Origin of the sequence: Bacillus sp. MYb78 (assembly GCF_002975115.1) — a bacterium.
Classification (GTDB): Bacteria; Bacillota; Bacilli; order Bacillales; family Bacillaceae_G; genus Bacillus_A; species Bacillus_A cereus.
This window is the reverse complement of the sequence record NZ_PCOB01000009.1, coordinates 66513-89657: the sequence shown is the minus strand read 5'-3', so window position 1 is coordinate 89657 and position 23145 is coordinate 66513. Positions and strand designations below refer to the sequence as shown.

The following is a 23145-nucleotide window of genomic DNA, read 5'->3' as shown; positions in this document are numbered from 1 at the left end:
ACCTCCAAGTTTTAATAAAAGTTTTGCAATAGCTTCTCAATATCTAATACAAGATTTTTTAATAAACCTAATTTTGTACGTATATCAATATAATAAAAATTCTTTGTACCTTCTTTTCTCATTAAAATAATGCCAGCTTCTCGTAAAATCTTAAGGTGATGTGATACGGCTGGACGGGAAAGGTGTGTTTGCTTCGTGATTTCTCCTACACGTAATCCTGTTTGACATTCTGTTTCCATTAGCACTAATAAAATAGCTTGACGTGTTTCATCACCAATTGCCAATAATACTTTTTGAGAATCAATAAAATCTTTTTTTATAATATTTAATTGTTCTTGTTTATTCATTTCAATCACTTTGCCTCCAGGTAATTAGTCGAAAGGTTTAAGATGATGAACCATTACTTCGATACGGTAATGCTACATGATTGTTGTACGAGGTGCAATATTGAGAAAGAAAATCGAGACGAATGAATTTTTTATTGTTGAAAATTATAGGGAGATAGAAAAGGGATTGGAAGGATTACATAACACAATAGATGAAGTTTTAAAAACAAAAAATGATGTAACAATAAAATAAGCGGTCGTAACCTTGTATAATCCATAAGGTTACGACCGCTTATAATGTTTGTATTATTTTTGATTTTTACGATAGAACATGGTTCAACGTAAAGTACATTCTTTTGTTTTACACTTTCATACAGACACAATTCAGGTGGATTATAGATGTATGAAAAGGTAAAAGGAATTTTGGGGCGTAATCTATCTATATGATAATTTAAAATGAAATATAAGTCTATATTTTAATGTTTTTTTTGATTATATTTATGTCACTGAGCTCAGAACAATGATGTGGAGGGTAAATATATGAATGTACCAGTTTTAATTGTTGGAGGGGGATTATCTGGGTTAGCGTCTGCGTTATTTCTTGCAAAACATAACATTGAGTACTTACTTATTGAAAGGCATCCGTCTACTGCCATTCATCCGAAAGCAGGCGGTCTTACTTTACGTACAATGGAGTTATTTCGAGAATTAGGTTTGGAAAAAAGAATTAAATTGGCAGGTAAAGCATTAGAGAACTGCCGAGGAAGAATAGCAGTTCATACAATAGCTGAGGCGAATAAAGAAGAATTGGAACAAATGAGAGCGACACAATACGGAAACGATGAAGAGTTACTTCAAAAAATAGAAAAGATTAGTCCATCAAAACAAACTGCGTGTTATCAAATTATTTTAGAAGAGGTGATGTTACAAGAAGCGAAAATGCTAGGCGGGCAACTATCTTTTTATCATGAATTAGTTTCATTTGAACAAAATGAAAACGGGGTAAAAGCAAAGATTCGAAATCGTGAAACAGAAAAAGAAAGTGTCATACATTGTGACTATGTAATTGCAGCAGATGGAGCGAAAAGTAAAATACGTGAGCAGTTAGGGATTAAAACTGAGGGGCGTGGAACCATTGGTGGCTATTATATGAATATTTATTTTGAAGCAGACTTAAGTGAGTTTATACAAGGAGACGCATTCGGTTTTTCTATGGTACTTCATCCAGAGGTTCTTGGTGCACTGATCCCAGTAGATAACGTAAAAAAATGGATTTACCATGTAGCCTACGATCCATTAAAAGGAGAGGGACCAGAGGATTTCACGATGGAACGTTGTAAACAAATTATTCAAATAGCAATTGGAAGTACAAATATTGAGTCAGAAATATTAAGTGTTTTACCGTGGGAAGCGGCCGAAAGTACAGCGGTGAAATTTCAAGGAAATCGAGTCTTTCTAGTTGGAGATTCAGCACATATTATGCCGCCAACAGGCGGATTTGGTTCAAATACAGGAATACAAGATGCGCATAACTTAGCTTGGAAATTAGCGGCTGTTATAAAAGGGAAGGCAAAACCAAAATTGTTAGAAACATATCATGAAGAGAGACACTCTGTTGCAAAATTAACGACAGCTTATGCAAGTAGTTTACTGTTTCGTGCTGCGAAGAGAGAGAAAGGCAGTTTGAATAATATGGATGGTTTAGCTGTTACAGCTGGATATCAGTATTGTTCAGAGGCGATTATAGATAATTCAGTCACTCCACATAGAATGGATAGCATAGAGTTGAACGGAAGACCTGGAACGCGAGCGCCACATGTATGGGGAACGTATGAAGGAAAGGAAGTTTCTATATTAGACTTATTCGGTAACAGTTTTGTATTACTTACAGGAGTAAAAAATAGTTCTTGGGCTGAGGCAGCACATACTGTTTCAGCTAAATTAGGAATAAATATAAAAGGGTATCGTGTTGGCTTAAGTGGAGACTTTGTTGCTCCAGAAGATATTTTTAGCAAATTATATGGTATAGGGAATGGAGGTGCTGTATTAATTAGACCAGATGGCTTTATCGGATGGCGTTCGGAAAAAACGGTAGTAAATCCAGATATAGTATTGGAAGAGGTAATGAGAAATTTATTATGTGATTTTTAAGTAACTACGGAAATATTGTTTTATGTGCTTCACTGTACTGAAAAAAATATTCACAAATTTCAATAGGTTTGATATTATTAAATTCGACAAGTTAATAGAGGCCGGAGATATTTGAGAAAAGCCATAAATTTATTTAGGGATACAGGAGTGTAGCCTAAATAATTTATGGCTTTTTTTATTGAATGAACCGTGCATAATAGGGAGTTACATGTGAAAAGGAGGGCTATGGAAATTAAATAGGATAATATTAGTTTTCTATATTAATAATATAGAAAACATTTTTAAGATTGGAATTTTAATATAGGTTTATAAAAATAATGAAAGTGTGTCTTCTATTTCGTGTAAATCTTATTAGCTTGTTGAAATTTGCAACGTAGGAAGGGTTAGAAGGATGAGAAAAATTATTAGCGTTTTAGTTATTTTCTTTATGACGGGAAGTATCTTTGCTGGGGGAGCTGTTCATGCAAAGACAGAAGGAAAGCATGAGGGGAATGCGAATAAGTTTTTAAATATTGCACATCGCGGAGCAAGTGGACATGCACCTGAGCATACTTTTGCTTCTTATAATCTAGTGAAAAAAATGAAAGCGGATTATTTAGAGTTAGATATCCAATTAACAAAGGATGGCCAATTAATTGCAATGCATGATACAGCAGTTGATCGCACTACAAATGGAACAGGCGAAGTACGTGATAAAACGTTAAGCGAAATAAAGAGTTTAGATGCAGGATCATGGTTTAATAAAGCGTATCCAGAAAAGGCTAAGCAAGAGTATGTTGGGCAAAAAGTTCCAACTCTTGAAGAAATTTTTCAAAAGTATGGAAGAAGTATGAAGTATTATATTGAAACAAAATCACCAGATGTGTATCCAGGAATGGAAGAGAAATTGTTGGCGTTGTTACAAAAATATAATTTAGTAGGCCAAAACATGTCTTCTAGCCGTGTTATGATTCAATCATTTAGTAAAGATAGTTTGAAAAAGATTCATAGTATGAATGAAAATATTCCGTTAGTTCAATTGCTTTGGTATTATCCAAATGAAAACAATGAAATTGTTGAATGGTCTGGCATTACACATGAACCGAAAAGTGTAACAAATGATGATTTTCAAGAAATTAAAAAGTATGCAGCTGGTATTGGACCAAACTTACGTAATAATAACGGAGAACTAATTATTGATGAGTCATATATGAAACTGGCTAGGAAAAATGGACTGTTAATTCATCCTTATACAATTAATGAGAAACCAGATATGAGACTGTTAATCAAATGGGGTGCTACAGGAATGTTTACAAATTATCCGGATCGATTACATAGTGTATTGAAGGAAAAATAAGTGGAAAAGGGTATACCAGTGTTTTAGGTATACCCTTTTTAATTTAACTCCCCGATAAACAGAATCTCTTTTTCATAGCATTCATCTTCATCATAAATAATTTCTTGAAAGCGAAGTGTTTGGAAGGAATGATAAACTGAAATTTCCCATGTCTCCCAAAAATCAATTTCATTTGAAAGAAGGATCCATTTTTGACATTCACTATTTCTATTAAAGAAATTATGAAAATAGTCCTCATTTTTAAATATAATGATTTGCGAATCCCACAAATTATTTATAGAAATCAAAACAACAACTCGATATGTATGTGTATCGCTCGGTTTCATATTTATTAAATGATTTGCTTGATTTAATAAGGTTTGAATACACAATCGTTTTACTTTTCTAGGTGTTTTACGAGAGGCAATAAAAGCTTGCGAAACTGGCAATAGCATATTCCAATATTCATCGTTATAGAAAGTAGAAGGGAATGTTTTTGTATGTTCCTCAATTCGCTTTATCATAGTGTTTGTTTTTCGTTTCATACCACGTATTTTCTTTTCACGCATTGAGAGTCATCTCCATAAATTTTTGTAATGCAGCAGAGTGATATATATCTTTTCTAGTAATAAAAGTAGTAGGAACTTTTTTGAAGCTATTTGGCAAAGGATTGAATGATATGTCATGTTGATGACTATTTAAAATAGACTTCATCATAATTGCTACGCCCATACCTGATTTTACACATGCGAGTATCGCTTCAATTGTTCCAAACTCTAATACTCGTTTAGGTGAAATTCCTTCTTCTTGAAGCCAATTTTCTAATAAATTTCTATAATAGCACCCGTGACTAAATGCAAGTAAATTCATGTCTCCTATGTCTTTAAAGGAAGATAAAGGCTTTTTGCTAGTGAGAACTAATTCTTCTTCACGAAATATATTTGTATGAAGTTCAGCATGCTGAGTAGAGCCAGCTATAAACGCTCCATCCAGTTTTCGTTCCAATACAAGCCTAATCAATTGTTCCGTCGTATTTGATTCTAAAATCAATTCGACTTTTGGGTATTTCTCATAATAGGCCGTTAATATAGATGGAAGTCTTACAGCGGTTGTAGATTCTGTACATCCAATTTTTAAAGTGCCCCTTGGTTCGATCCCATTACTTTGAACTGCTTTAACAGATTCATCCATTAAGTGGATAATTTGTTTAGCGTATGTTAATAAAATCTCACCGTTAGAAGTTAAAGTTACACCTTTTCCGTTTCGGTAAAATAAAGGTACACCTAGTTCGTTTTCTAGTTGTTTCATACGCATTGTTACGCCAGACTGTACATAGTTTAAATTTTTAGCTGCGTGAGATATGTTTTTTTCTTTCGCAACTTCGTAAAATACAGTTAAATCTTTTATATCCAAGTATCATCCCTCCATAAAAGGTATCATTTTTTTTGATGGATTACATGATAAATCTTTATTTTATATGATATCAGAACTTTCATACAATGGAAGGGGATGGAGGGATTATTGTGTTAATGGAAGAAAGGATAAATGGTACTTATAAGTGGGTTATGTTAATTTTTGCGACAGTTGCTCAAACAACAGCGACCCTTATAACGTATGGTGTTGGAGCATTTGCTTTATTTTGGAAAGAAGAATATGCACTTACGAATACGGAGGGTGGATTGTTAGTAAGTGTTGTAAATATAGGACCGCTATTTTGTATGCTTTTTGTTGGGCGGCTACTTGATCAATACAATGAAAAGTTGTTAATTTCGATAAGTTCATTTTTACTAGGAGGTTCGTTTTTACTGACTAATATGGTCAACGGATTTAATGGGTTACTCTTTGTACTTTTATTAGTAGGAACATTTTATAGTGTTTCGCAGCCAGGAGGAAGTAAGGTGATAATGAAGTGGTTCCGAAAAGAAAATCGTGGGTTAGCGATAGGGATTAGACAAGCTGGTATACCGATTGGTGGCACGTTAGCGGGAGTATTAATCCCGTTTCTTACAATAAAATATAATATGGCTTATGCGGTAAATAGTATTGCATGCATTTGTATAATTGGAGGGTTTTTATTTTTTATATTTTATAAGGAACCATATATTCAGGAGAAAGTTAAACAAGAACGTATTAAACTTTCTTTTTGGATGCAGTTAAAAGAAGTGATGTGTAAAAAAGAGTTGTATGCAATTTATATAACTGGTATTTGTATGATTTCATTGCAAATGGTGTTAGTTGGACATTTTATAAAATTTTTAGTAACAGAACAATCAATTACACCAATTTTAGCCGGAAAAGTATTTTCCGTTATGTTCTTTTCTGGAATGGTTGGTAGGGTTATATTAGCAGCTACTAGTGATTTGTTTTATAAGGGGAATCGGCGGACCCCTTTATTTATAACTGTTTGTATTTCTATTTTCTTCATTCTAATATTAGTAATGAGCATACATACAATAACGAATGTATTGTATGGTGTGAGTGCATTGTTAGGGTTCTTTTCAATTGGATGGTTTAGTCTTTTTATAGCTGAAGTTTCAGAATCAGCAAGTGAAGAATCGGTAGGGATGACAGTAAGTTTTGCACTTACATTAAATCAAATTGCCATTATTGTTGCGCCTGCTTTATTTGGTTATATTGTAGATAAGAAGGGATATACGTACGCGTGGTTATGCATAGTTGTATTACTAACTATTTCAGCGGTTAGCTTATATAGGAAGTATAGAAAATGAAGGAATGTTAGCAATGTAAATTTTTTATGAAGAAAGTCTAAAGAAATGTTGAATGAGCGACATTTCTTTTTTTATTTGTTGTATAATCAAAATGTAAATGAAATTCGTTTTCAATTTCGTTCATTACCTCTTTTGAAATTACCTGTAATTTTAGCCATAATTAGCTGTTTTTCTTTATCGTTATTTGCATGATTTATTTTATTTAAAAATTTTTCAGCATCATTTCCTTTTAATACAATAATCTGTTTTTCGTAATATTCAATTAATGCCATGTTATTTTTTATTATCCGATAATGAAACATCTTATCATCTAAACGATTGCGTTTATCGGTGTTTTTCATATTACATCTCCATTCTTTTTAGTATGTAACAAATGTTACAAAAGAATTTGAAATTATAGTTTAATGCATCCGATTGTATGTTGGAAATTTTGCAAGAAAGAAATACAATAGAGAGTAGTAAAAATTGAAAATGAGAAAAAGGAATCTAGTTTTAACAGAGTGAATATTAAATAATATTATAATATACTTGATAATTAAAAGATATAAAATAGAATGGATGTACGTTAAGTGAAACTAGATAAAAGAGGGTTCCTAGTATGTTAAAGAAATGGTTAATCGTTTTCTTTATTTTTGCTGTTTTTTGTGGAAGTGTTGTTACACTAATACATGCAAATAAAGGAAAAAAATATGATACAAAGGCATTTTCTAATGTAAATAGTAAGCAAAAAGATGTTAAGCAGGAAGTTGATGCGAATGAGAAAAAGCGTTATGAAATTGCAGCTGGAAAACTAGATCAGTACTTAAAAGATAAAGGATTTAATGGGAGTGTTCTTGTAGCAAGTAAAGATCATGTCATTTTACGAAAAGGCTACGGTTATGCGAATGTGAAAGATCAAGTATTAACAACGCCAAGAACGAAATATCGCATTGGGTCTATTACGAAAACAGTAGTTGCAATATCTATTATGCAACTAAAAGAAAAAGGGAAGTTGAACATTGAAGACAATGTAAATAAATATATCCCATCGTTTCCAGCAGATAAAAATATTACGTTACGAAACTTGTTAACACATACGTCTGGATTACCAGAACAGGGACAAGGTAGTGTTGACGCAGCATCACGGTTAAAATTAGTAACGTGGATTGGGGCACAAACGTTACAATTTCCAGCAGGGACAGGATGGAAATATACAGATTATAATTATATGGTGCTTGCATATATTGTAGAAAAAATATCGAATAAACCACTTGCTGAATATGTGAAAGAAAATATTTTGACTCCTGTTGAAATGAATGAATCTGGAATGGGCGCAACACTCCCAGAAGATATTTTCTTAGCAGAAGGGTATACGAAAAAAGATAATAAGTTAATAGCCACGCCTCGCTTAAAAATGAACTGGCTGTATGGTTGTGGTGAAATGTATACGACTGTTGAAGATATGAAAAAGTTAGATGAAGCTATTATGGATGGTAAACTACTTTCCAAACAAAGTGTATCAGATATGTTTTCTGCATCACCTGCAAGAAAATATGGATTTAGTTTCTATATTTACCCAGATTATTATCATAACCACGGTGTATTAGCTGGCTGGAACACTTTTAATAATTTTAACTGGGATAAACGAACGTTTGTCATATTATTTTCTAACGTCCAAAATGGTATGAATGATGCATTTAATCAAGAATTTAGGAAAATGGCGAATGATTTAATAGAAGGAAAGTAATTATAAAAAAATCGGTATTGATATGTAATTATCAATACCGATTTTTTTATTTTGTAAAGTTTTACTTACTGAATAAAGTGAAACTTTAATCAGCAGGGCCCGACCTAACTTCTTTGCTTTCGCTGAATTTTGAGGTGGGGGTCTTACTGCCCACAAATAGCGGGATAAATAGGTGAAAAAGGTGATTGGCATTTGAATAAATCTAAATAGGTCGTTAAATGCTAAGTAATGCAAAGAACAATTGGTAATTTTTACATTGATAAAAAAGCTTGAGCTTCACACTATGTGAAGCTTTACAGTATTGGAGACAAGAACAGGAGGTTGGAAAAATGAAAAAAGCAATAAAGTTTTGTTTAATAGCTACATTATCTACAACGATTATTAGTGGATGCTCTTTTGAGGGTAACAATGAAAATGTTAAAGGGAAAGAAGGAGAAAAAGTAGAGGTACAGAAAAATGCTGGGAAATATACGATGCCAGATGAAAAAGATAAACATGAAGGTACATGGCTGCAATGGCCACATGAATACACATATGGTGAAGAGTATAAGCAGGAAGTTGAACCTATTTGGGTTAAGATGGCAAGTGCTTTAACTGAGGGTGAGAAAGTCCACATTGTTGCATATGACCAGGAAGAAAAAGAAAGAATCAATAACCTTTTAACAGATGAAGGGTTAAATATGGAGAAGATTGATTTCTTTATCGCGCCTACTGATGATGTATGGGCAAGGGATAGTGGACCAATTTTTGTTTATGACAGCAACAAAAATCTCAAAATATTAGATCCAGCATTTAATGGTTGGGGGAAGAAGACACCTTATAAAAATGATGCTCAAATACGTAAGAATGTTAGTAAACAATCAGGAATTGAAAGAATTGATTGGGGGAAATTTGTCCTTGAAGGCGGCGCAATTGAATTAGACAGCAATGGGACTGCTTTATTAACTCGAAGTGCGGTAACGAATAAAAATAGAAATCCTGATTTATCAGAAAAGGAAATTGAAAAATATATAAGTGACCTTGGGGTATCAAACTTTATTTGGTTAGACGGAGTACCTAATTTAGATATTACGGACTTTCATATCGATGGATTTGCTAAATTCCATAATAAATCTACCATTGTAACGATGAAAGAAGATGACCTAGCTGAATGGGGTTTATCTAATAAAGATATGGATACATTGTTAGATGCCAAAAATGCTTCAGGACAGAAATATAAGTATGAATACTTGCCGCTTAGTAAAGAAAAGGTTGCTTTAGAGAATGGAAAAACTCTCGATTATAAGGGATCGTATATCAATTATTATATTGGGAATACAGTTGTATTAGTGCCTAATTATAATGATCCGAATGATAAAATCGCAAACGATACGATTCAGAAGTTATACCCAGATCGTAAAGTAGTCGGTATTGATGTGAGGGAGTTGTATAAAAACGGCGGTATGATACATTGTGTGACACAACAACAACCAATTGCATTGAAGTAATTGATTGTAATTTCGTTGTGCTGCTTATATAGACAAAATAGGTGAAATCTTATCTTTATCTATTTTGTCGTTCCTTATTATTTGTAAAAATAAAATTTAAATATAATGATAATTGAATTGTAGTGTATGTTCGCTTTTCGTTTTATATGGTAAAGGAGAAAAATGTTTGTGTTAAAGAATTTTAAAATAGTGTTTTCGTATTTCCCTATCGTTTTACAGTACATTTTAAATGTAGCTTTAATTTGCTTAGGAGTTGTTCTAAGTGTGTTTCTTATGAAAGAAGTCATTCAGTTTATACAAGAACTGAAATTGGATGGTAATGAATCTAGTTATCATTTAATTGATAGTATCGTCGTATTCTTTTTGTACTTTGAATTCATCGTAATGATTATAAAGTATTTTCAAATGAATTTTCATTTTCCATTACGATATTTTATATATATAGGTATAACAGCTATTGTGCGTCTCATTATTATAGATCACGATAGTCCGTTAGATTTATTGTTATATGCCTGTGCAATCTTTGTATTAATTAGTGCGTTGTTCATTGCGAATTCTAAAATGATGCGTCGTGATTTAGAATAGTGGACATTTGTTGTTGAATTAAATAAGATATTTTATCTTTTTGAAAAAAGGAGTAACGGTATTGAAAGAAATAATCTTAACCAGCCTCATAATGATAGGGTTTATGATTCTATTATTTAATTGTATACTTTCATAATTTAAAAGAATAAAAGGTTAATAGAGAAAGAGGTTTTTGTAAATATGATTCATTACAATAATCAAAATAGTTTACATCAAATATTTACATTAAAAGGGACAATTATAAGAGATATTTTCCCGCAAATCGTATTATATACGTGTATTTCAACGATAGTAGCTGTGATTAATTATTACTATACAGAAATAAATATAAATCAGACTCCTTGGGTAATCGTCGGAGGAGCTTTAGGATTACTATTAGTGTTTCGTACGAATACTGCCTATGATCGGTACTGGGAAGGTAGAAAGCTCTTTGGCACGATTGGTGCTTGTACTAGAAATTTAGCAATTAGTTTTTTATGTCATTGGGATTCTAAAGGGAAGAGTATGGAGCAGGAAAAAATAAAATTTTTACATTTATTAATTGCATTTCCAAAGTTAGCGAAAGGACACTTGAGAGAGGAAAAAAATCTATCTGAAGTGAAATCATTGCTCGCTGTCTGTTCTGAGAAGGAAAAAGCACTTTTGGTTGAGTCCAATCATTTACCGATTAGTATAGTTTTTATGTTGAAAACTATACTATCAAAAGGTTTGAAAACGGGGCAAATTCATCCAAATGCGATAATTAGTATGGAAATGGATTTGAATACGTTACTTACATCTGTGGGTGGATGTGATCGTATCAAAACAACACCTATTCCTTTTGCATATTTTGCTCATATAAAAATTTTATTGATTATATTTTGTGCGACTTTACCGATTGGTCTTGTTGATAGTCTCGGATGGTTTACAGTACTTGCGACTACGTTTATAAGTTTTGCATTCATAGGTATTGAAGCAATAGGGGTTGAAATTGAAGATCCCTTTGGTCAGGATCCAAATGATCTTCCGCTAGAAGGAATTTGTATAGGAGTAGAAGCGCATTTAGTGAATTTATATAATCAAAACGATCTATTAGAAGTAATGGGTTTGAATCTTGATACAAAAATCATTTAATCATTTATTGTTGTTTTAAAATAGGTTATTTAAAAAACTTGTCAAGAGTCAATTTAAGGCTTAACGTCAGCTTTATATTTTTTATATAAATATATAATATTTCTCCATGCTATAATCCATTCATGAAATATACGCGGTTCATGAGTTGTAATGAAAAGAGAAATGAATTGAGGAATAGTTGGCTTTGTGAAATCAGTTATGTAACTACTATTAAAAAGCGAGGTAAATAATATGGAACAAAAACATAATGGGATTATTTTTACTGCAATACCAGACGAATCGAATGAATATTATCAACCATTTTATGAAGACTTGATTTACTTTAATGAATGTTTAAATGAAAAGAAATCAATTGCGGATCAACTTATATCTTTATCTGTTGAAGAACAAGACTTTCATACGAGCTGTTTTGAGTATGATGATATTTGGCTAAGAGATGTTGCACCGGTTGTCACAAATCATCTAGTTAAATTTAAATATCGACCAAATTATTTGCCAGATGATCAAGGGCGATATTTAGATCAACAGTTTAATAAATGGTTGAAAAAGAATGACTTTGAATATGTGAAATCCCCATTAATATTAGATGGTGGTAATCTTATTTGGAATAAAAAAGATACCGTAATATTAACAGAACGTATATTTGATGATAACGATGATTGGACAGAAGAGGAAATTATTGAGCAGTTAGAATGGGATTTAGAGGTGAGTCGAGTTATTATTATTCCTGCTGAAGAAGGGGATGTACTAGCACACGCAGACGGAATGGTTAAATTTATTGATGAACATACAATGTTTATTAGTGATTTTTTAGGAGATCATGAATTTAGATATAGTGTTCAAGAGATTATTCAAGAACAAATGCCAGAAGCTGAATTTATAGTTGTTCCTTCATCATATACAGAGAAAGGACAATATGATCAAGAGATAGCATCAGCAAAAGGGTTGTATATAAATATGTTAGAATCATGTGATGCTCTTTATGTTCCTAAGTTTGGACTAGCCAAAGATGAGGAAGTTTTACGATATATTCAACAGTATACGGAGAAGCAAGTTATTCAAATTCATGTAGGAGAAATATCAACAATGGGAGGCGCAATGAATTGTTTAACGTGGTATTGTCCAAGCCATTTGTTACCTTCGAAAATGAGAAGATTGAAAAATCAGAATGAAGATTTTTCAATGAAGAAGATTTTTGATTGGTTTTAATAAATAAGTAATGAAAAGAAAATATATTCAAGGAGTATTGATATGTATACCATCGCTGAGTTTTCTCGGATTTGTAAAATGAGTACGCGGATGTTAAGACATTATGACAAAGAGGAGATATTAAAACCGGCATATGTGAATCCGGTTAATGGGTATAGGTATTATGAACAAGAGCAGCTGGAAGTAGCATTGAAAATAAAAAAGCTAAGGGAGTATAAATTTCCTCTTCCAAAAATTAAAATTGTTTTGCAGTCATCGGATCAAGATTCGTTTGTTCAACATATACAATCACAAATTATCGAGTTGTCTCATGAAGTGAAGCAAAATTTACAGGTTATTTCAGAAATGAATGAAATGGTAATGGTGAATAGTAGTCTAAATATTGCTCGCCATAGAAGTTACGATATATTAATGGGAATGAGGAACGAAGTAACGCTAATTACTCAAAGAGTAAAAATAGATATAGATGATATAGATGATTATTTTTATGACTTATATGAAGAGGTACAAAAAAATAACTTTCAAATAGTCGGTTCTCCATCTGCAGTCTTTTATGATGAAGAATATATTCCAAGTAACAGTGATATTGAGTTAAGAATTCCGGTTATGCAGGGGAATGATGAAGACGTAGCACCAAAGTATGAAATGAAACAACTAAGTCCACATCATATCGTTACTACTATGCATTATGGAAGTTATGACTATATAGGTTACGCTTATATAGCGTTAGAAGAATGGGTTGAAAAAAATGGGTGTGTAATAGTTAATTCGCCATATGAGGTTTATATAAAGGGACCTGAATGTGATTGTTTAGCAGAAGAGTATGTGACACAAATTTGTTTTTTAGTTACGAAAATAGAATGAGAATAAGGATTGACATTAACATTATGTCAATCCTTATTCTATGTACGAAAGCAATTTATCATAATAAAAAGGCGAAATAAAGAGTCACCTTATAAAGTTGCTACAAGTAAATGAAGATATTCCTGTTGACCTTAACACGATGTCAAAGTATAGACTGTACGTACATTCATATAAGGGGTGAACACGTATGAGAAATATAGAAAATAGTTTGTTTTATATGCCTGCGGAATGGGAGAAACATGAAGGTACATGGCTCCAATGGCCACATGATAAAGCACATAGAGGTGAAGGTTATAGAGCTAAGTTAGATGATATTTGGATATCGATGGCAAAGGAGCTTCACTATGGAGAAAATGTCCATATTGTTGTATGTGATGAAGAAGAGAAAATACATGTCCAATCGAAGTTAATGGAAGCTAATGTAAATATGGATAAAATTGATTTCTTAATTCAAGAAACTGATGATATTTGGATAAGAGATAACGGACCAATCTTTGTAACGGATAAGGAAGGGAATCGCTGCCTAACGCACTGGATATTTAATGGTTGGGGAAATAAATATCCGTACGAAAAAGACGCTAATATTCCGAATAAAATAAGTGAAATGTATCGCATTCCAAAAGTTGAATCTAGTGTCTGTCTAGAGGGCGGGGGAATTGAGATAAACGGAAACGGGACCTTAATGGCGGCGAAAACGTCTATTATAAATGAAAATCGAAATCCCACACTAAGTCAGAAAGAAATTGAAATGGAGTTAACGAAATATTTAGGAGTAACGAATTTTATATGGATAACTGGTATACGCGGAGAAGATAATTATGATGAAGATACGGATTATCATATTGATGGCGCGGCACGGTTTGTAAATGAAAATACGATACTGTATGAATATGATCCTTTCGGTGAAGGAGAGCCATACCTTTTGGAGGCGTACGAAAAGCATTATCAAGAATTGCGACAAGCGAAAAATATAGATGGAAAGCCATTTCAGCTCATTCCAGTACCAGTAACAAGAAAAGTGGTAAAAGAAGCAGACTGTAAGGGTTCATATTTGAATTTTTATATTGGTAATGAAGTCGTATTAGTTCCTGTATATGGTGATGAACATGACAAGTTAGGGCTGCAAATTATTGAAGGTCAGTTTCCAGGAAGAAGAATTGTCGGTATTTATGTGAATGAATTGTATGCGTATGGTGGTATGATTCACTGTGTGACGCAGCAGCATATAGAATAGAGTAATTCAAATGAAAAAGCATGCAGAGCATATACTCTGCATGCTTTTTATAATGCTGAAAACTCCTCAACAAGTTGAGTGAATTGTTTCAATGCACTTTCAATCGGTTCTGGCGTAGTTAAATCAACACCAGCTTTTTTCAATAGGTTTAGTGGATAATCAGAACTTCCACCTTTCAGGAATTCAATATAATTTTTCTGAGCATTCGGATCACCGCTTAATAGTTTATCAGCGATTTGAATGGCAGATGCGAATCCAGTTGCATATTTGTATACGTAAAACGGGCGGTAGAAATGAGGGATTCTAGCCCATCCGTATTTTACTTCTTCATCAAATACAAGTGAATCACCGTTATATTCTTTAAATAGTTTTTCATAAATTTCACTGAAGACTTGTGCATTTAATGGTTTACCTTGTTCCGCCATTTCATGTGTGATTTTTTCAAATTCTGCAAACATAATTTGTGTAAAGAAAGTACCTTTGAATTTTTCAATAAAATGGTTAACTAAATGGTTACGCACGTTCGTTTCTTTTGCTTCTTTTAATAAATAGTGAATTAATAACACTTCATTTACTGTAGAAGCGACTTCTGCCACAAAGATAGAATAATGTGCAGAAATTCTTGGTTGGTATCCATGTGAATAGTGCGTATGCATACCGTGCCCGCATTCATGAGTAAGAGTGAACAGGCTATTTAAATCATCGTGATGATTTAAAAGAATGAAAGGATGAACACCATATACACCAAAGTTATAAGCACCAGAACGTTTTCCTGGTGTTTCTCTTACGTCTATATATCGTTTATCTTTAAAACTTTTTAATGTCTCAATATATTCTTCTCCTAAAGGAGCTAGTGATGCAATCATAATGTCAAATGCTTCACTATATGGGATGTCTTGTTTTGCACCTTCTACTAAATCGACGCCTAAGTCGTATTGTCTTAGTTCATCTACGTTTAATTTTTCTTTTCGAATTTCATTGTATGTATGTAATGTTTGAATGTTTTTTTTCGTTGTATCAATAAGGTTTTCATATACTTCTTTCGGAACCATATCGCCAAATAATGATTTCTCTAGCGCTGATGGATAGTTTCTTAGCTTCGAAACGGTAACATTATTTTTAATAGCAGCGGATAAAGTAGATGCGATGGAATTCTTTAACTGAACATATGGTTTGTAATATGCTTTATAAGCTTCTTTACGCTTTTCACGATTCGTATCTTCTATTAACTTTGCATACATTCCGCGTGTTAAGTTCACTTTTTCTCCATCGTCAGTCGTCACTTCACCAAATAATATATCTGCATTGTTTAACATACCAAATGTGTGCTGTGGAGAAGAAAGAGCTTCACCCATCTGTGATAAAATTGCTTCTTGGTCCTTATTCAATACGTGTTTTTTATAACGATATAATTCAAATAAGTCTTCTTTATAATATTGTAAGCCTTCTGTTTCTTCTATGTAAGAATGTAATGTGCTTTCGTCTATGCTAAGTAAGAAGGGGGAAAAGAAAGATTTAGCTGCACTTACTTTTACGTGTAATTGTGATACTTTATCGACAAGAGATTGCGCGTCAGTATCGCGTGTATCAAGGTCAGATTGTAATCGTGCATAAGCGAACATTAAAGATATTATGCTAGAAATTTCTTCACTCTTCGTTAAATAAGCTAATAAACTATTGCCATCGTGAATATTGCCATTAAACTCGTGTAATTCCTTCGTTAATACTTCAATTTTATGAAAATCACTTTCCCAATCTTCAATTGTATGGTAAATGTCTGTTAAATCCCATTTTTCTATATCAGCTACTTGTAATCGATCTTTAAGTTCTGTCATAATCATTTCCTTTCTAAACATGTAGTTATATTTCTATATAACTATGAAATACAACAAATTGCAAAAAATCCCTGCTGAAAATTGAAAAGCCTTGCTAAAATAACAAGGCTTACATACTTATAGTATAATTCCAAATTTTGAATGTAAAAGGTTTGTAAATTGCATGTCTGTAACGGTTTCTTTCGTTTTTTTACCATTTTTCGCTACTGTAAGGCTATCTTTCGTTAAAGAGGCATGCCCATCTTCAGTTAGTTTTACAATAAGAGGTAGTTTATTAAAGGGTGACCCTTCATGTTCAACGATAATTTTTTGTGCTGTATTTGCTTTTTCTTCATCCACTTCTTCTATATAAAATGCATAGCCTAACGTCCAATCATCAGCAGAAGATTGATCCAAGAACTCATTGTTTTTCCGCATCTCTAAAATGTAGTTTCCCTTTTCGGTCATTTCTTTACGAATACGATAATCTCCTGTAACAGAGTGAATGACTTCACCTGAGAAAGGGACAGGGGCAAGAGGTAAGTATGATCCGAATCCTACTTCAATTAAATAAAGTTCATTATGATGTGTTAAAACGGTTGCCATATGGCCAGAATCAACAGCCCATATGGAGTTTGCAGCGTTATAAACTGTTCCTGAAAAGAGATGAACATCGAATCCAGAATCTTTCAGGAAGTAATACATAGTAGGATTGAGTTCATAACAAAGACCGCCACGGTTATTTACTAAAATTTTCTCTTTCAAATTTTCTTTTGATATTTCTTTAAAATTCTTTTCGAGAATATTTAAGTTTTCAAAAGGAACAGTTTGTGCCATTGCGTACATAATGTTAGATAAATCTTCAAATGAAACTGTGTCTTTTTCTTCTATATGTAATCGTGCGAAAAATTGTTTTTGAAAGTCTGTCATAGAAATCCCTCCGTTATGTTTTTATAGGTAAATTGTAAACAATCTTGAATAGGATGTGAAATTAAAACTACGTTGAATATTTGAAGTGAGATTAAAAATAATGTGGGAGAGTGAGAGATTGCTACTTTACTAACGGTGGAACGAATATTATAATAATTCTGATAAACTATGCAAACGTTTTCTTGGAAGGGGATGGTCTACAGATGTTTAAAAGAATAACAATAGTCGGATTGTCAGTTGTTTTGTTTTTACCTAGTATATATGGGGAGAGTAAGGCATATGCAGATACAGTTAACAATGGAACGTTAATGCAGTATTTTGAGTGGTACGCTCCGAATGATGGGGATCATTGGAATCGTTTGCGTACTGATGCTGAAAATTTAGCGCAAAAAGGAATTACATCTGTTTGGATACCACCTGCATATAAAGGAACTACGCAAAATGACGTAGGATATGGAGCGTATGATTTATATGATTTGGGGGAATTCAATCAAAAGGGAACAGTGCGGACGAAATATGGGACGAAAGCACAATTGAAGTCTGCAATTGACGCTTTACATAAGAAAAACATCGATGTATACGGTGATGTAGTTATGAATCATAAAGGTGGGGCTGATTATACGGAAACTGTCACAGCAGTTGAAGTAGACCCGAGCAATCGAAATGTTGAAGTATCAGGTGATTATGAAATTAGTGCGTGGACAGGGTTTAACTTTCCAGGGCGTGGAGATTCTTATTCTAATTTCAAATGGAAATGGTATCATTTTGACGGAACAGATTGGGATGAAGGAAAGAAATTAAACCGAATTTATAAATTTAGGGGCATAGGTAAAGCGTGGGACTGGGAAGTGTCTAGCGAGAATGGGAATTATGATTATTTGATGTACGCGGATCTTGATTTTGATCATCCAGATGTTGCGAATGAAATGAAAAAATGGGGAACGTGGTATGCGAAGGAATTAAATTTAGATGGCTTTCGTTTAGATGCTGTTAAACATATTGATCATGAATATTTGCGCGATTGGGTAAATCATGTTAGACAGCAAACGGGGAAAGAAATGTTTACAGTAGCTGAATATTGGCAAAATGATATCCAGACTTTAAATAATTATTTAGCGAAGGTCAATTATAATCAATCTGTGTTCGATGCACCACTTCATTATAATTTTCACTATGCTTCAACAGGAAATGGGAATTATGATATGAGAAATATTTTAAAAGGAACGGTAGTTGCGAATCATCCTACACTTGCGGTTACTCTAGTTGAAAATCATGATTCACAGCCTGGTCAGTCATTGGAATCTGTAGTGAGCCCTTGGTTCAAACCGTTGGCATATGCATTTATTTTAACGCGTGCAGAGGGATATCCTTCTGTTTTCTATGGTGATTACTATGGTACAAAAGGAAATAGTAACTATGAAATTCCAGCGTTAAAGGACAAAATTGATCCGATTTTGACGGCACGAAAAAACTTTGCATATGGTACGCAGCGGGATTATTTTGATCATCCAGATGTAATTGGCTGGACAAGAGAAGGTGATAGTGTACATGCTAATTCTGGTTTAGCAACATTAATCTCTGATGGACCAGGAGGGTCAAAGTGGATGGATGTTGGGAAGAATAACGCAGGGGAAGTATGGTACGATATTACGGGTAATCAAACAAATACTGTAACAATTAATAAGGATGGTTGGGGACAATTCCAAGTAAGTGGAGGATCAGTTTCCATATATGTTCAGCAGTAATTTGGTGATGAAAAAGAAGAGGTAGACTGAAATATAAGTCTACCTCTTCTTTTTATATTGTGCATATTTATCCCGCTATTTGTGGTCAGTCCGATTGGTGAGGGCTTATTAAAGTTTCACTTTATTTTTCCTGAATCTTTATTGTAATAAAAGAGTTAGTCGACCTTTATAACAACAAGAGAGGCATTGGAATATATAATGTCACCCGTGGCTTCTCTTATTCGTACTCGAAGAACATCCCCTTGATTTAAAGGTAGTAAATCAGTTCTGGCGGATGTAGCTCTCACCCCAGAAGCACCACCAACTCGCGTTTCAATTGCGAATTGAATGGAATCGTTTATTGTAAGATTTAATATACTAGACGATATAGCTTGTATTACAAATACAATTGAAAAGGATACAGAGTACACGCCAGTGGTATCAATTGTAATAGAATTATTTAATGGATTTAGGGTAGTTCCACTAGCAGGTCCTGGAATGGTAAAATTAATATTTGTATTAACTACTGCTGAAAAACCGATTCCTACTTCAGAAGTTATTGTTCCAAATATGGGAAGAATCCCCAAACCGGTTGCGCCAGTAGGACCAGTTATTCCGATTCCGGTAGAACCTGTAACCCCAGTAGGACCAGTTATTCCGATTCCGGTAGGACCTGTAACCCCGGTAGGACCAGTTATTCCAATTCCGGTAAAACCTGTCGCGCCGGTAGGTCCTGTGATTCCAGTAGGTCCGGTGGGGAATGTAAATGGTGGAATTGATGGTAGTGTGGGACCGATTAAATTTGGTTCCAGAGCAGGTCCATGTAAAATATTATATTCTTCACTCATATAGTAAACCTCCTATCATTGCTTGTCATAATTATTAAATGTATTAGGGGAAGTAAATGACATTCGCAATAGCGGAGGCGCTTCTTATAATTTCTCTTCAGTGAATATAGACCTAATTTAAGCAATATTGAAATCTATAGTTACGTACTACTAAAGTATGACACCTTTACTTCTCACGTAACATATAGTATGATGATTTCAATAAATTAGATTTCAATGACTATAATATAAATTAATGAGAGGTGCTTTTTGTGAGTGCGGTAGGTATTAAATAGGAAAAATTTAATGAAATAAATCGGATAAGACCAGGGGATTTTTATGTACATCATACCCCTAATTTTGTCATGCATTTATTTCAAAACCTATGAAGATACCTACAATACTTTATAAAGCGTGTAATAAGGGACTGCCATCTATTTTTATGGCTTATTTCCTCATACGTTATTACACATGCCTTGTAAATGTAAAAGCTGCGGTATCCCCGCAGCTTTTTTGTATATATTTTTAATGTATAAAAATGGTAATTAAATAATGTAGAGCTCATTGGAATCTAATGAGTAGGTATCTTCATTTATGATAAAAATCAATCATAGTGAGGAGAAACAAAATGAATACGATGACTTTTGAAAAGTTACAATATAACGAATTAAAGGATATAGTGAAATCTTATTGTGTAAGTGGATTAGGTAAGGAATTAGTAAACAAATTAGAGCCGAGTACGAGTATAAAAGTAGTGAGAAATCGCTTGAATGAAACGACAGAAGCACGAGCTATATTAGATGCAGAAGGGCATGTTCCTTTCTTCGGCATTTCTAATATTGCTAGTACAATTCAAAAATTAGAAAAAGGGATGATTTTAGATCCAGAAGAATTAGTAAGTGTTTCAGACTTTTTACGTGGGTGTAGAAAGATTAAAAAGTTTATGTTAGATAAAGAATTTTTTGCACCAGTATTAGCTTCTTATGCAAATTCAATGACTGAATATAAAAGTATTGAAGAGGAAATTAACTTTTCAATTAAAGGAAATAGTATTGATGTAGCTGCAAGTAAAGAGTTAAAACGAATTCGAAATAATATCGATTCTGTAGATGGGAAAATAAAAGAACGTTTAACGAAGTTTTTAAATAGTAGTGCAAATAAGAAATTCATTCAGGAATTCTTTATTAGTAAAAAGGATGACCGTTATACGATTCCAATTAAATCTTCCTATAAAAATCAAGTTGCTGGAAGTATTATTGAAGCCTCGGCAAAAGGTTCTACTGTATTTATAGAACCGCATACGGTTACGAAATTGAATGCAGAATTAGCAGGTTTGAAAGCAGAAGAAGCGGTTGAAGAGTATCAGATTTTAGCGACTTTATCAGGAATGGTGTTAGAAAACATTTATAATATAAAGATTAACATGGAGCTAATTAGTCAGTATGATATGGTATTTGCGAAAGCGAAGTTTAGTAAATCGATTGATGGAATAGAACCGAAGTTAAACGATCATGGCTACATTCATTTAGTGAATTGTAAGCATCCGCTTTTAACAGGGCAAGTTGTACCGTTACATTTTAAAATTGGTCAAGAGTATCGTAGTTTAATTATTACAGGGCCGAATGCGGGCGGAAAGACAATTGTGTTAAAAACGATTGGATTGTTAACATTAGCTACAATGTCAGGTCTTCATATTGCAGGAGATAAAGGTACAGAAATCGCTATTTTCGAAAATGTATTCGTAGATATTGGTGATAATCAAAGTATTGAAAATGCACTAAGTACATTTTCGTCTCATATGAAAAATCTGTCTGAGATTATGAGGATGTCAAATAATAATACGTTACTTTTATTTGATGAAATAGGGAGCGGGACTGAACCGAATGAAGGGGCAGCACTTGCAATTTCTATTTTAGAGGAGTTTTATCTTGCGGGATGTATTACCGTTGCGAGTACGCATTACGGAGAAATTAAACGATTCTCAGAAATGCATGATGACTTTATGAATGCAGCGATGCAGTTTAATAGTGAAACGCTAGAGCCGCTTTATAAATTAGTTATCGGAAAATCAGGAGAAAGTAATGCACTTTGGATTGCGAATAAAATGAGCGTAAAAGAACATGTACTGAAAAGAGCGAAAGAGTATATGGGAAATAAAGAGTACGCTTTAGAAAAAGTGAATGAAAGTAAAATTAGAAAACCGAAATTTGTACAAGAAAAAAGAGAATCTCATTATGAGTACAAAATCGGCGATCGTGTGAATTTATTGGATCATGATGATTTTGGTATCATCTATAAGGAAAAAGATAATTTTTATAACGTTGTTGTATATTATAACGGTGAATTCGTTGAAGTAAATGTAAAACGTATTACTTTAGAAGTAGCAGCGAAGGAGTTATATCCAGAAGGATACGATTTAAATACACTATTTGTTGATTATAAAGAAAGAAAAATGCAACACGATATTGAGCGCGGATCGAAAAAAGCACTGCGTAAAATTCAAAAAGAAATAAGAAAGAATAGAGGATAAGTTAAAATGGTAACGATTAGACAAGAACAAAAAAATGATTATAGAAAAACAGAAGAAGTCATAAAAGAAGCATTTTTAAAGGAAGAATTTAGTGATAAAACAGAACATGAACTTGTAAAACGTATTAGAGAATGTGACGCGTTTGTTCCAGAGTTATCAATTGTTGCGGTAGATGAAGATATAGTTGGTCACATTATGTTATCGAAAATTACAATAGAACAAGATGGAACTTCTGTAGAATCGTTAGCACTTGCACCAGTTTCAGTTGCTAGGGGTCATCAGAAAAAAGGAATTGGTGGAAACCTGATTGTAGCTGCATTAGAAAAAGCGAAAGAACTTGGATACGGATCAGTTGTAGTATTGGGACATCCAGAGTACTACCCGAAATTTGGTTTTAAGAAAGCAAGTGAGTGGAATATAAAAGCACCGTTTGAAGTGCCTGAAGAGGTATTTATGATAATGGAATTAACAGAAAATTCTCTTCGAGGTGTAGAAGGAATTGTACAATATTCGAGTGCTTTTGCTGAGTAGGAGTAACGGTTAAGAAATGTAATCATAAAAGATGCTATCTTTTTGTATGG

General features: G+C 33.2%; 21 protein-coding genes. 14 read left to right on the top strand and 7 right to left on the bottom strand.

Translation table 11 applies throughout. From position 1 onward, the window contains the following. Positions 1-11: 11 nt before the first annotated feature. Positions 12-356, bottom strand: coding sequence for an ArsR/SmtB family transcription factor (locus CQ064_RS18295; protein ID WP_000571870.1), 345 nt, complete (start codon positions 354-356; stop codon positions 12-14). A 91-nt stretch (positions 357-447) separates the two neighbouring features. Here CQ064_RS18295 and CQ064_RS34095 point away from each other — a divergent pair, with 91 nt between their 5' ends. From CQ064_RS34095 to CQ064_RS18285, 3 genes are all read left to right on the top strand, one after another. Then, entirely contained in the window at positions 448-579 is a 132-nt protein-coding gene (locus CQ064_RS34095) for a hypothetical protein (protein WP_001227549.1), read from the top strand. 287 nt (positions 580-866) lie between these two features. Then, a complete protein-coding gene (locus CQ064_RS18290; RefSeq protein ID WP_001102485.1) occupies positions 867-2477 on the top strand; it encodes an FAD-dependent oxidoreductase in 1611 nt (536 codons plus the stop codon). Between the two features lie 391 nt (positions 2478-2868). Beyond that, positions 2869-3813 (top strand): glycerophosphodiester phosphodiesterase, encoded by a 945-nt coding sequence (locus tag CQ064_RS18285; protein ID WP_001226356.1) that lies wholly within the window; start codon positions 2869-2871, stop codon positions 3811-3813. Between the two features lie 38 nt (positions 3814-3851). Here the strand turns inward: CQ064_RS18285 and CQ064_RS18280 are convergent, their stop codons facing one another. Both CQ064_RS18280 and CQ064_RS18275 read right to left on the bottom strand, forming a co-directional pair. After that, entirely contained in the window at positions 3852-4361 is a 510-nt protein-coding gene (locus CQ064_RS18280; RefSeq protein ID WP_001208334.1) for a DUF3916 domain-containing protein, read from the bottom strand. After that, positions 4354-5205 (bottom strand): LysR family transcriptional regulator, encoded by an 852-nt coding sequence (locus CQ064_RS18275; RefSeq protein WP_000351678.1) that lies wholly within the window; start codon positions 5203-5205, stop codon positions 4354-4356. Before CQ064_RS18275 ends, CQ064_RS18280 begins: the two co-directional genes overlap by 8 nt. Before the next feature lie 86 nt (positions 5206-5291). Between CQ064_RS18275 and CQ064_RS18270 the strand changes: the two genes are divergently transcribed. Then, on the top strand, positions 5292-6521 hold the full coding sequence (locus CQ064_RS18270; protein WP_003271158.1) for an MFS transporter: 1230 nt from the start codon (positions 5292-5294) through the stop codon (positions 6519-6521). A 110-nt stretch (positions 6522-6631) separates the two neighbouring features. Here the strand turns inward: CQ064_RS18270 and CQ064_RS18265 are convergent, their stop codons facing one another. Continuing rightward, the gene (locus CQ064_RS18265) at positions 6632-6862 is read right to left on the bottom strand and encodes a hypothetical protein (RefSeq protein WP_000798784.1); all 231 of its coding nucleotides are present in this window, start codon (positions 6860-6862) and stop codon (positions 6632-6634) included. Positions 6863-7119: 257 nt separating this feature from the next. On the opposite strand from CQ064_RS18265, the gene CQ064_RS18260 reads away from it, so the two are divergent. The 7 genes from CQ064_RS18260 to CQ064_RS18225 all read left to right on the top strand — a co-directional run bounded on the left by CQ064_RS18260 (position 7120) and on the right by CQ064_RS18225 (position 14739). After that, on the top strand, positions 7120-8247 hold the full coding sequence (locus tag CQ064_RS18260; RefSeq protein ID WP_000915203.1) for a serine hydrolase domain-containing protein: 1128 nt from the start codon (positions 7120-7122) through the stop codon (positions 8245-8247). Between the two features lie 329 nt (positions 8248-8576). Next, positions 8577-9734 (top strand): agmatine deiminase family protein, encoded by a 1158-nt coding sequence (locus CQ064_RS18250; RefSeq protein WP_000709187.1) that lies wholly within the window; start codon positions 8577-8579, stop codon positions 9732-9734. A gap of 168 nt (positions 9735-9902) precedes the next feature. Further along, on the top strand, positions 9903-10319 hold the full coding sequence (gene psiE / locus CQ064_RS18245) for a phosphate-starvation-inducible protein PsiE (protein WP_000916570.1): 417 nt from the start codon (positions 9903-9905) through the stop codon (positions 10317-10319). Between the two features lie 180 nt (positions 10320-10499). After that, positions 10500-11432 (top strand): bestrophin family protein, encoded by a 933-nt coding sequence (locus CQ064_RS18240; protein ID WP_000582243.1) that lies wholly within the window; start codon positions 10500-10502, stop codon positions 11430-11432. 231 nt (positions 11433-11663) lie between these two features. Next, on the top strand, positions 11664-12641 hold the full coding sequence (locus CQ064_RS18235; RefSeq protein ID WP_000435522.1) for an agmatine deiminase family protein: 978 nt from the start codon (positions 11664-11666) through the stop codon (positions 12639-12641). Between the two features lie 42 nt (positions 12642-12683). Beyond that, a complete protein-coding gene (locus tag CQ064_RS18230; protein WP_000287981.1) occupies positions 12684-13505 on the top strand; it encodes a MerR family transcriptional regulator in 822 nt (273 codons plus the stop codon). Positions 13506-13692: 187 nt separating this feature from the next. Next, a complete protein-coding gene (locus tag CQ064_RS18225; RefSeq protein WP_001244187.1) occupies positions 13693-14739 on the top strand; it encodes an agmatine deiminase family protein in 1047 nt (348 codons plus the stop codon). Between the two features lie 47 nt (positions 14740-14786). On the opposite strand, the gene pepF is transcribed toward CQ064_RS18225, so the two are convergent. Both pepF and CQ064_RS18215 read right to left on the bottom strand, forming a co-directional pair. Beyond that, positions 14787-16574 carry an oligoendopeptidase F gene (pepF, locus tag CQ064_RS18220; RefSeq protein WP_000137534.1) on the bottom strand — a complete coding sequence of 596 codons (1788 nt, stop codon included), beginning with the start codon at positions 16572-16574 and terminating at the stop codon, positions 14787-14789. A 117-nt stretch (positions 16575-16691) separates the two neighbouring features. Beyond that, the gene (locus tag CQ064_RS18215; protein ID WP_000129189.1) at positions 16692-17483 is read right to left on the bottom strand and encodes an arylamine N-acetyltransferase family protein; all 792 of its coding nucleotides are present in this window, start codon (positions 17481-17483) and stop codon (positions 16692-16694) included. Positions 17484-17686: 203 nt separating this feature from the next. Between CQ064_RS18215 and amyS the strand changes: the two genes are divergently transcribed. Next, positions 17687-19228: an alpha-amylase gene (amyS, locus tag CQ064_RS18210; RefSeq protein ID WP_000476397.1), complete on the top strand. Its 1542-nt coding sequence runs from the start codon at positions 17687-17689 to the stop codon at positions 19226-19228. A gap of 155 nt (positions 19229-19383) precedes the next feature. On the opposite strand, the gene betA is transcribed toward amyS, so the two are convergent. Beyond that, positions 19384-20055, bottom strand: coding sequence for a collagen-like exosporium glycoprotein BetA (betA, locus tag CQ064_RS18205; protein ID WP_001288317.1), 672 nt, complete (start codon positions 20053-20055; stop codon positions 19384-19386). A 607-nt stretch (positions 20056-20662) separates the two neighbouring features. Here betA and CQ064_RS18200 point away from each other — a divergent pair. Then, entirely contained in the window at positions 20663-22564 is a 1902-nt protein-coding gene (locus tag CQ064_RS18200; RefSeq protein ID WP_001095202.1) for an endonuclease MutS2, read from the top strand. 6 nt (positions 22565-22570) lie between these two features. After that, positions 22571-23095 (top strand): GNAT family N-acetyltransferase, encoded by a 525-nt coding sequence (locus CQ064_RS18195; protein WP_000256462.1) that lies wholly within the window; start codon positions 22571-22573, stop codon positions 23093-23095. The last annotated feature ends 50 nt before the right edge of the window (positions 23096-23145 follow it).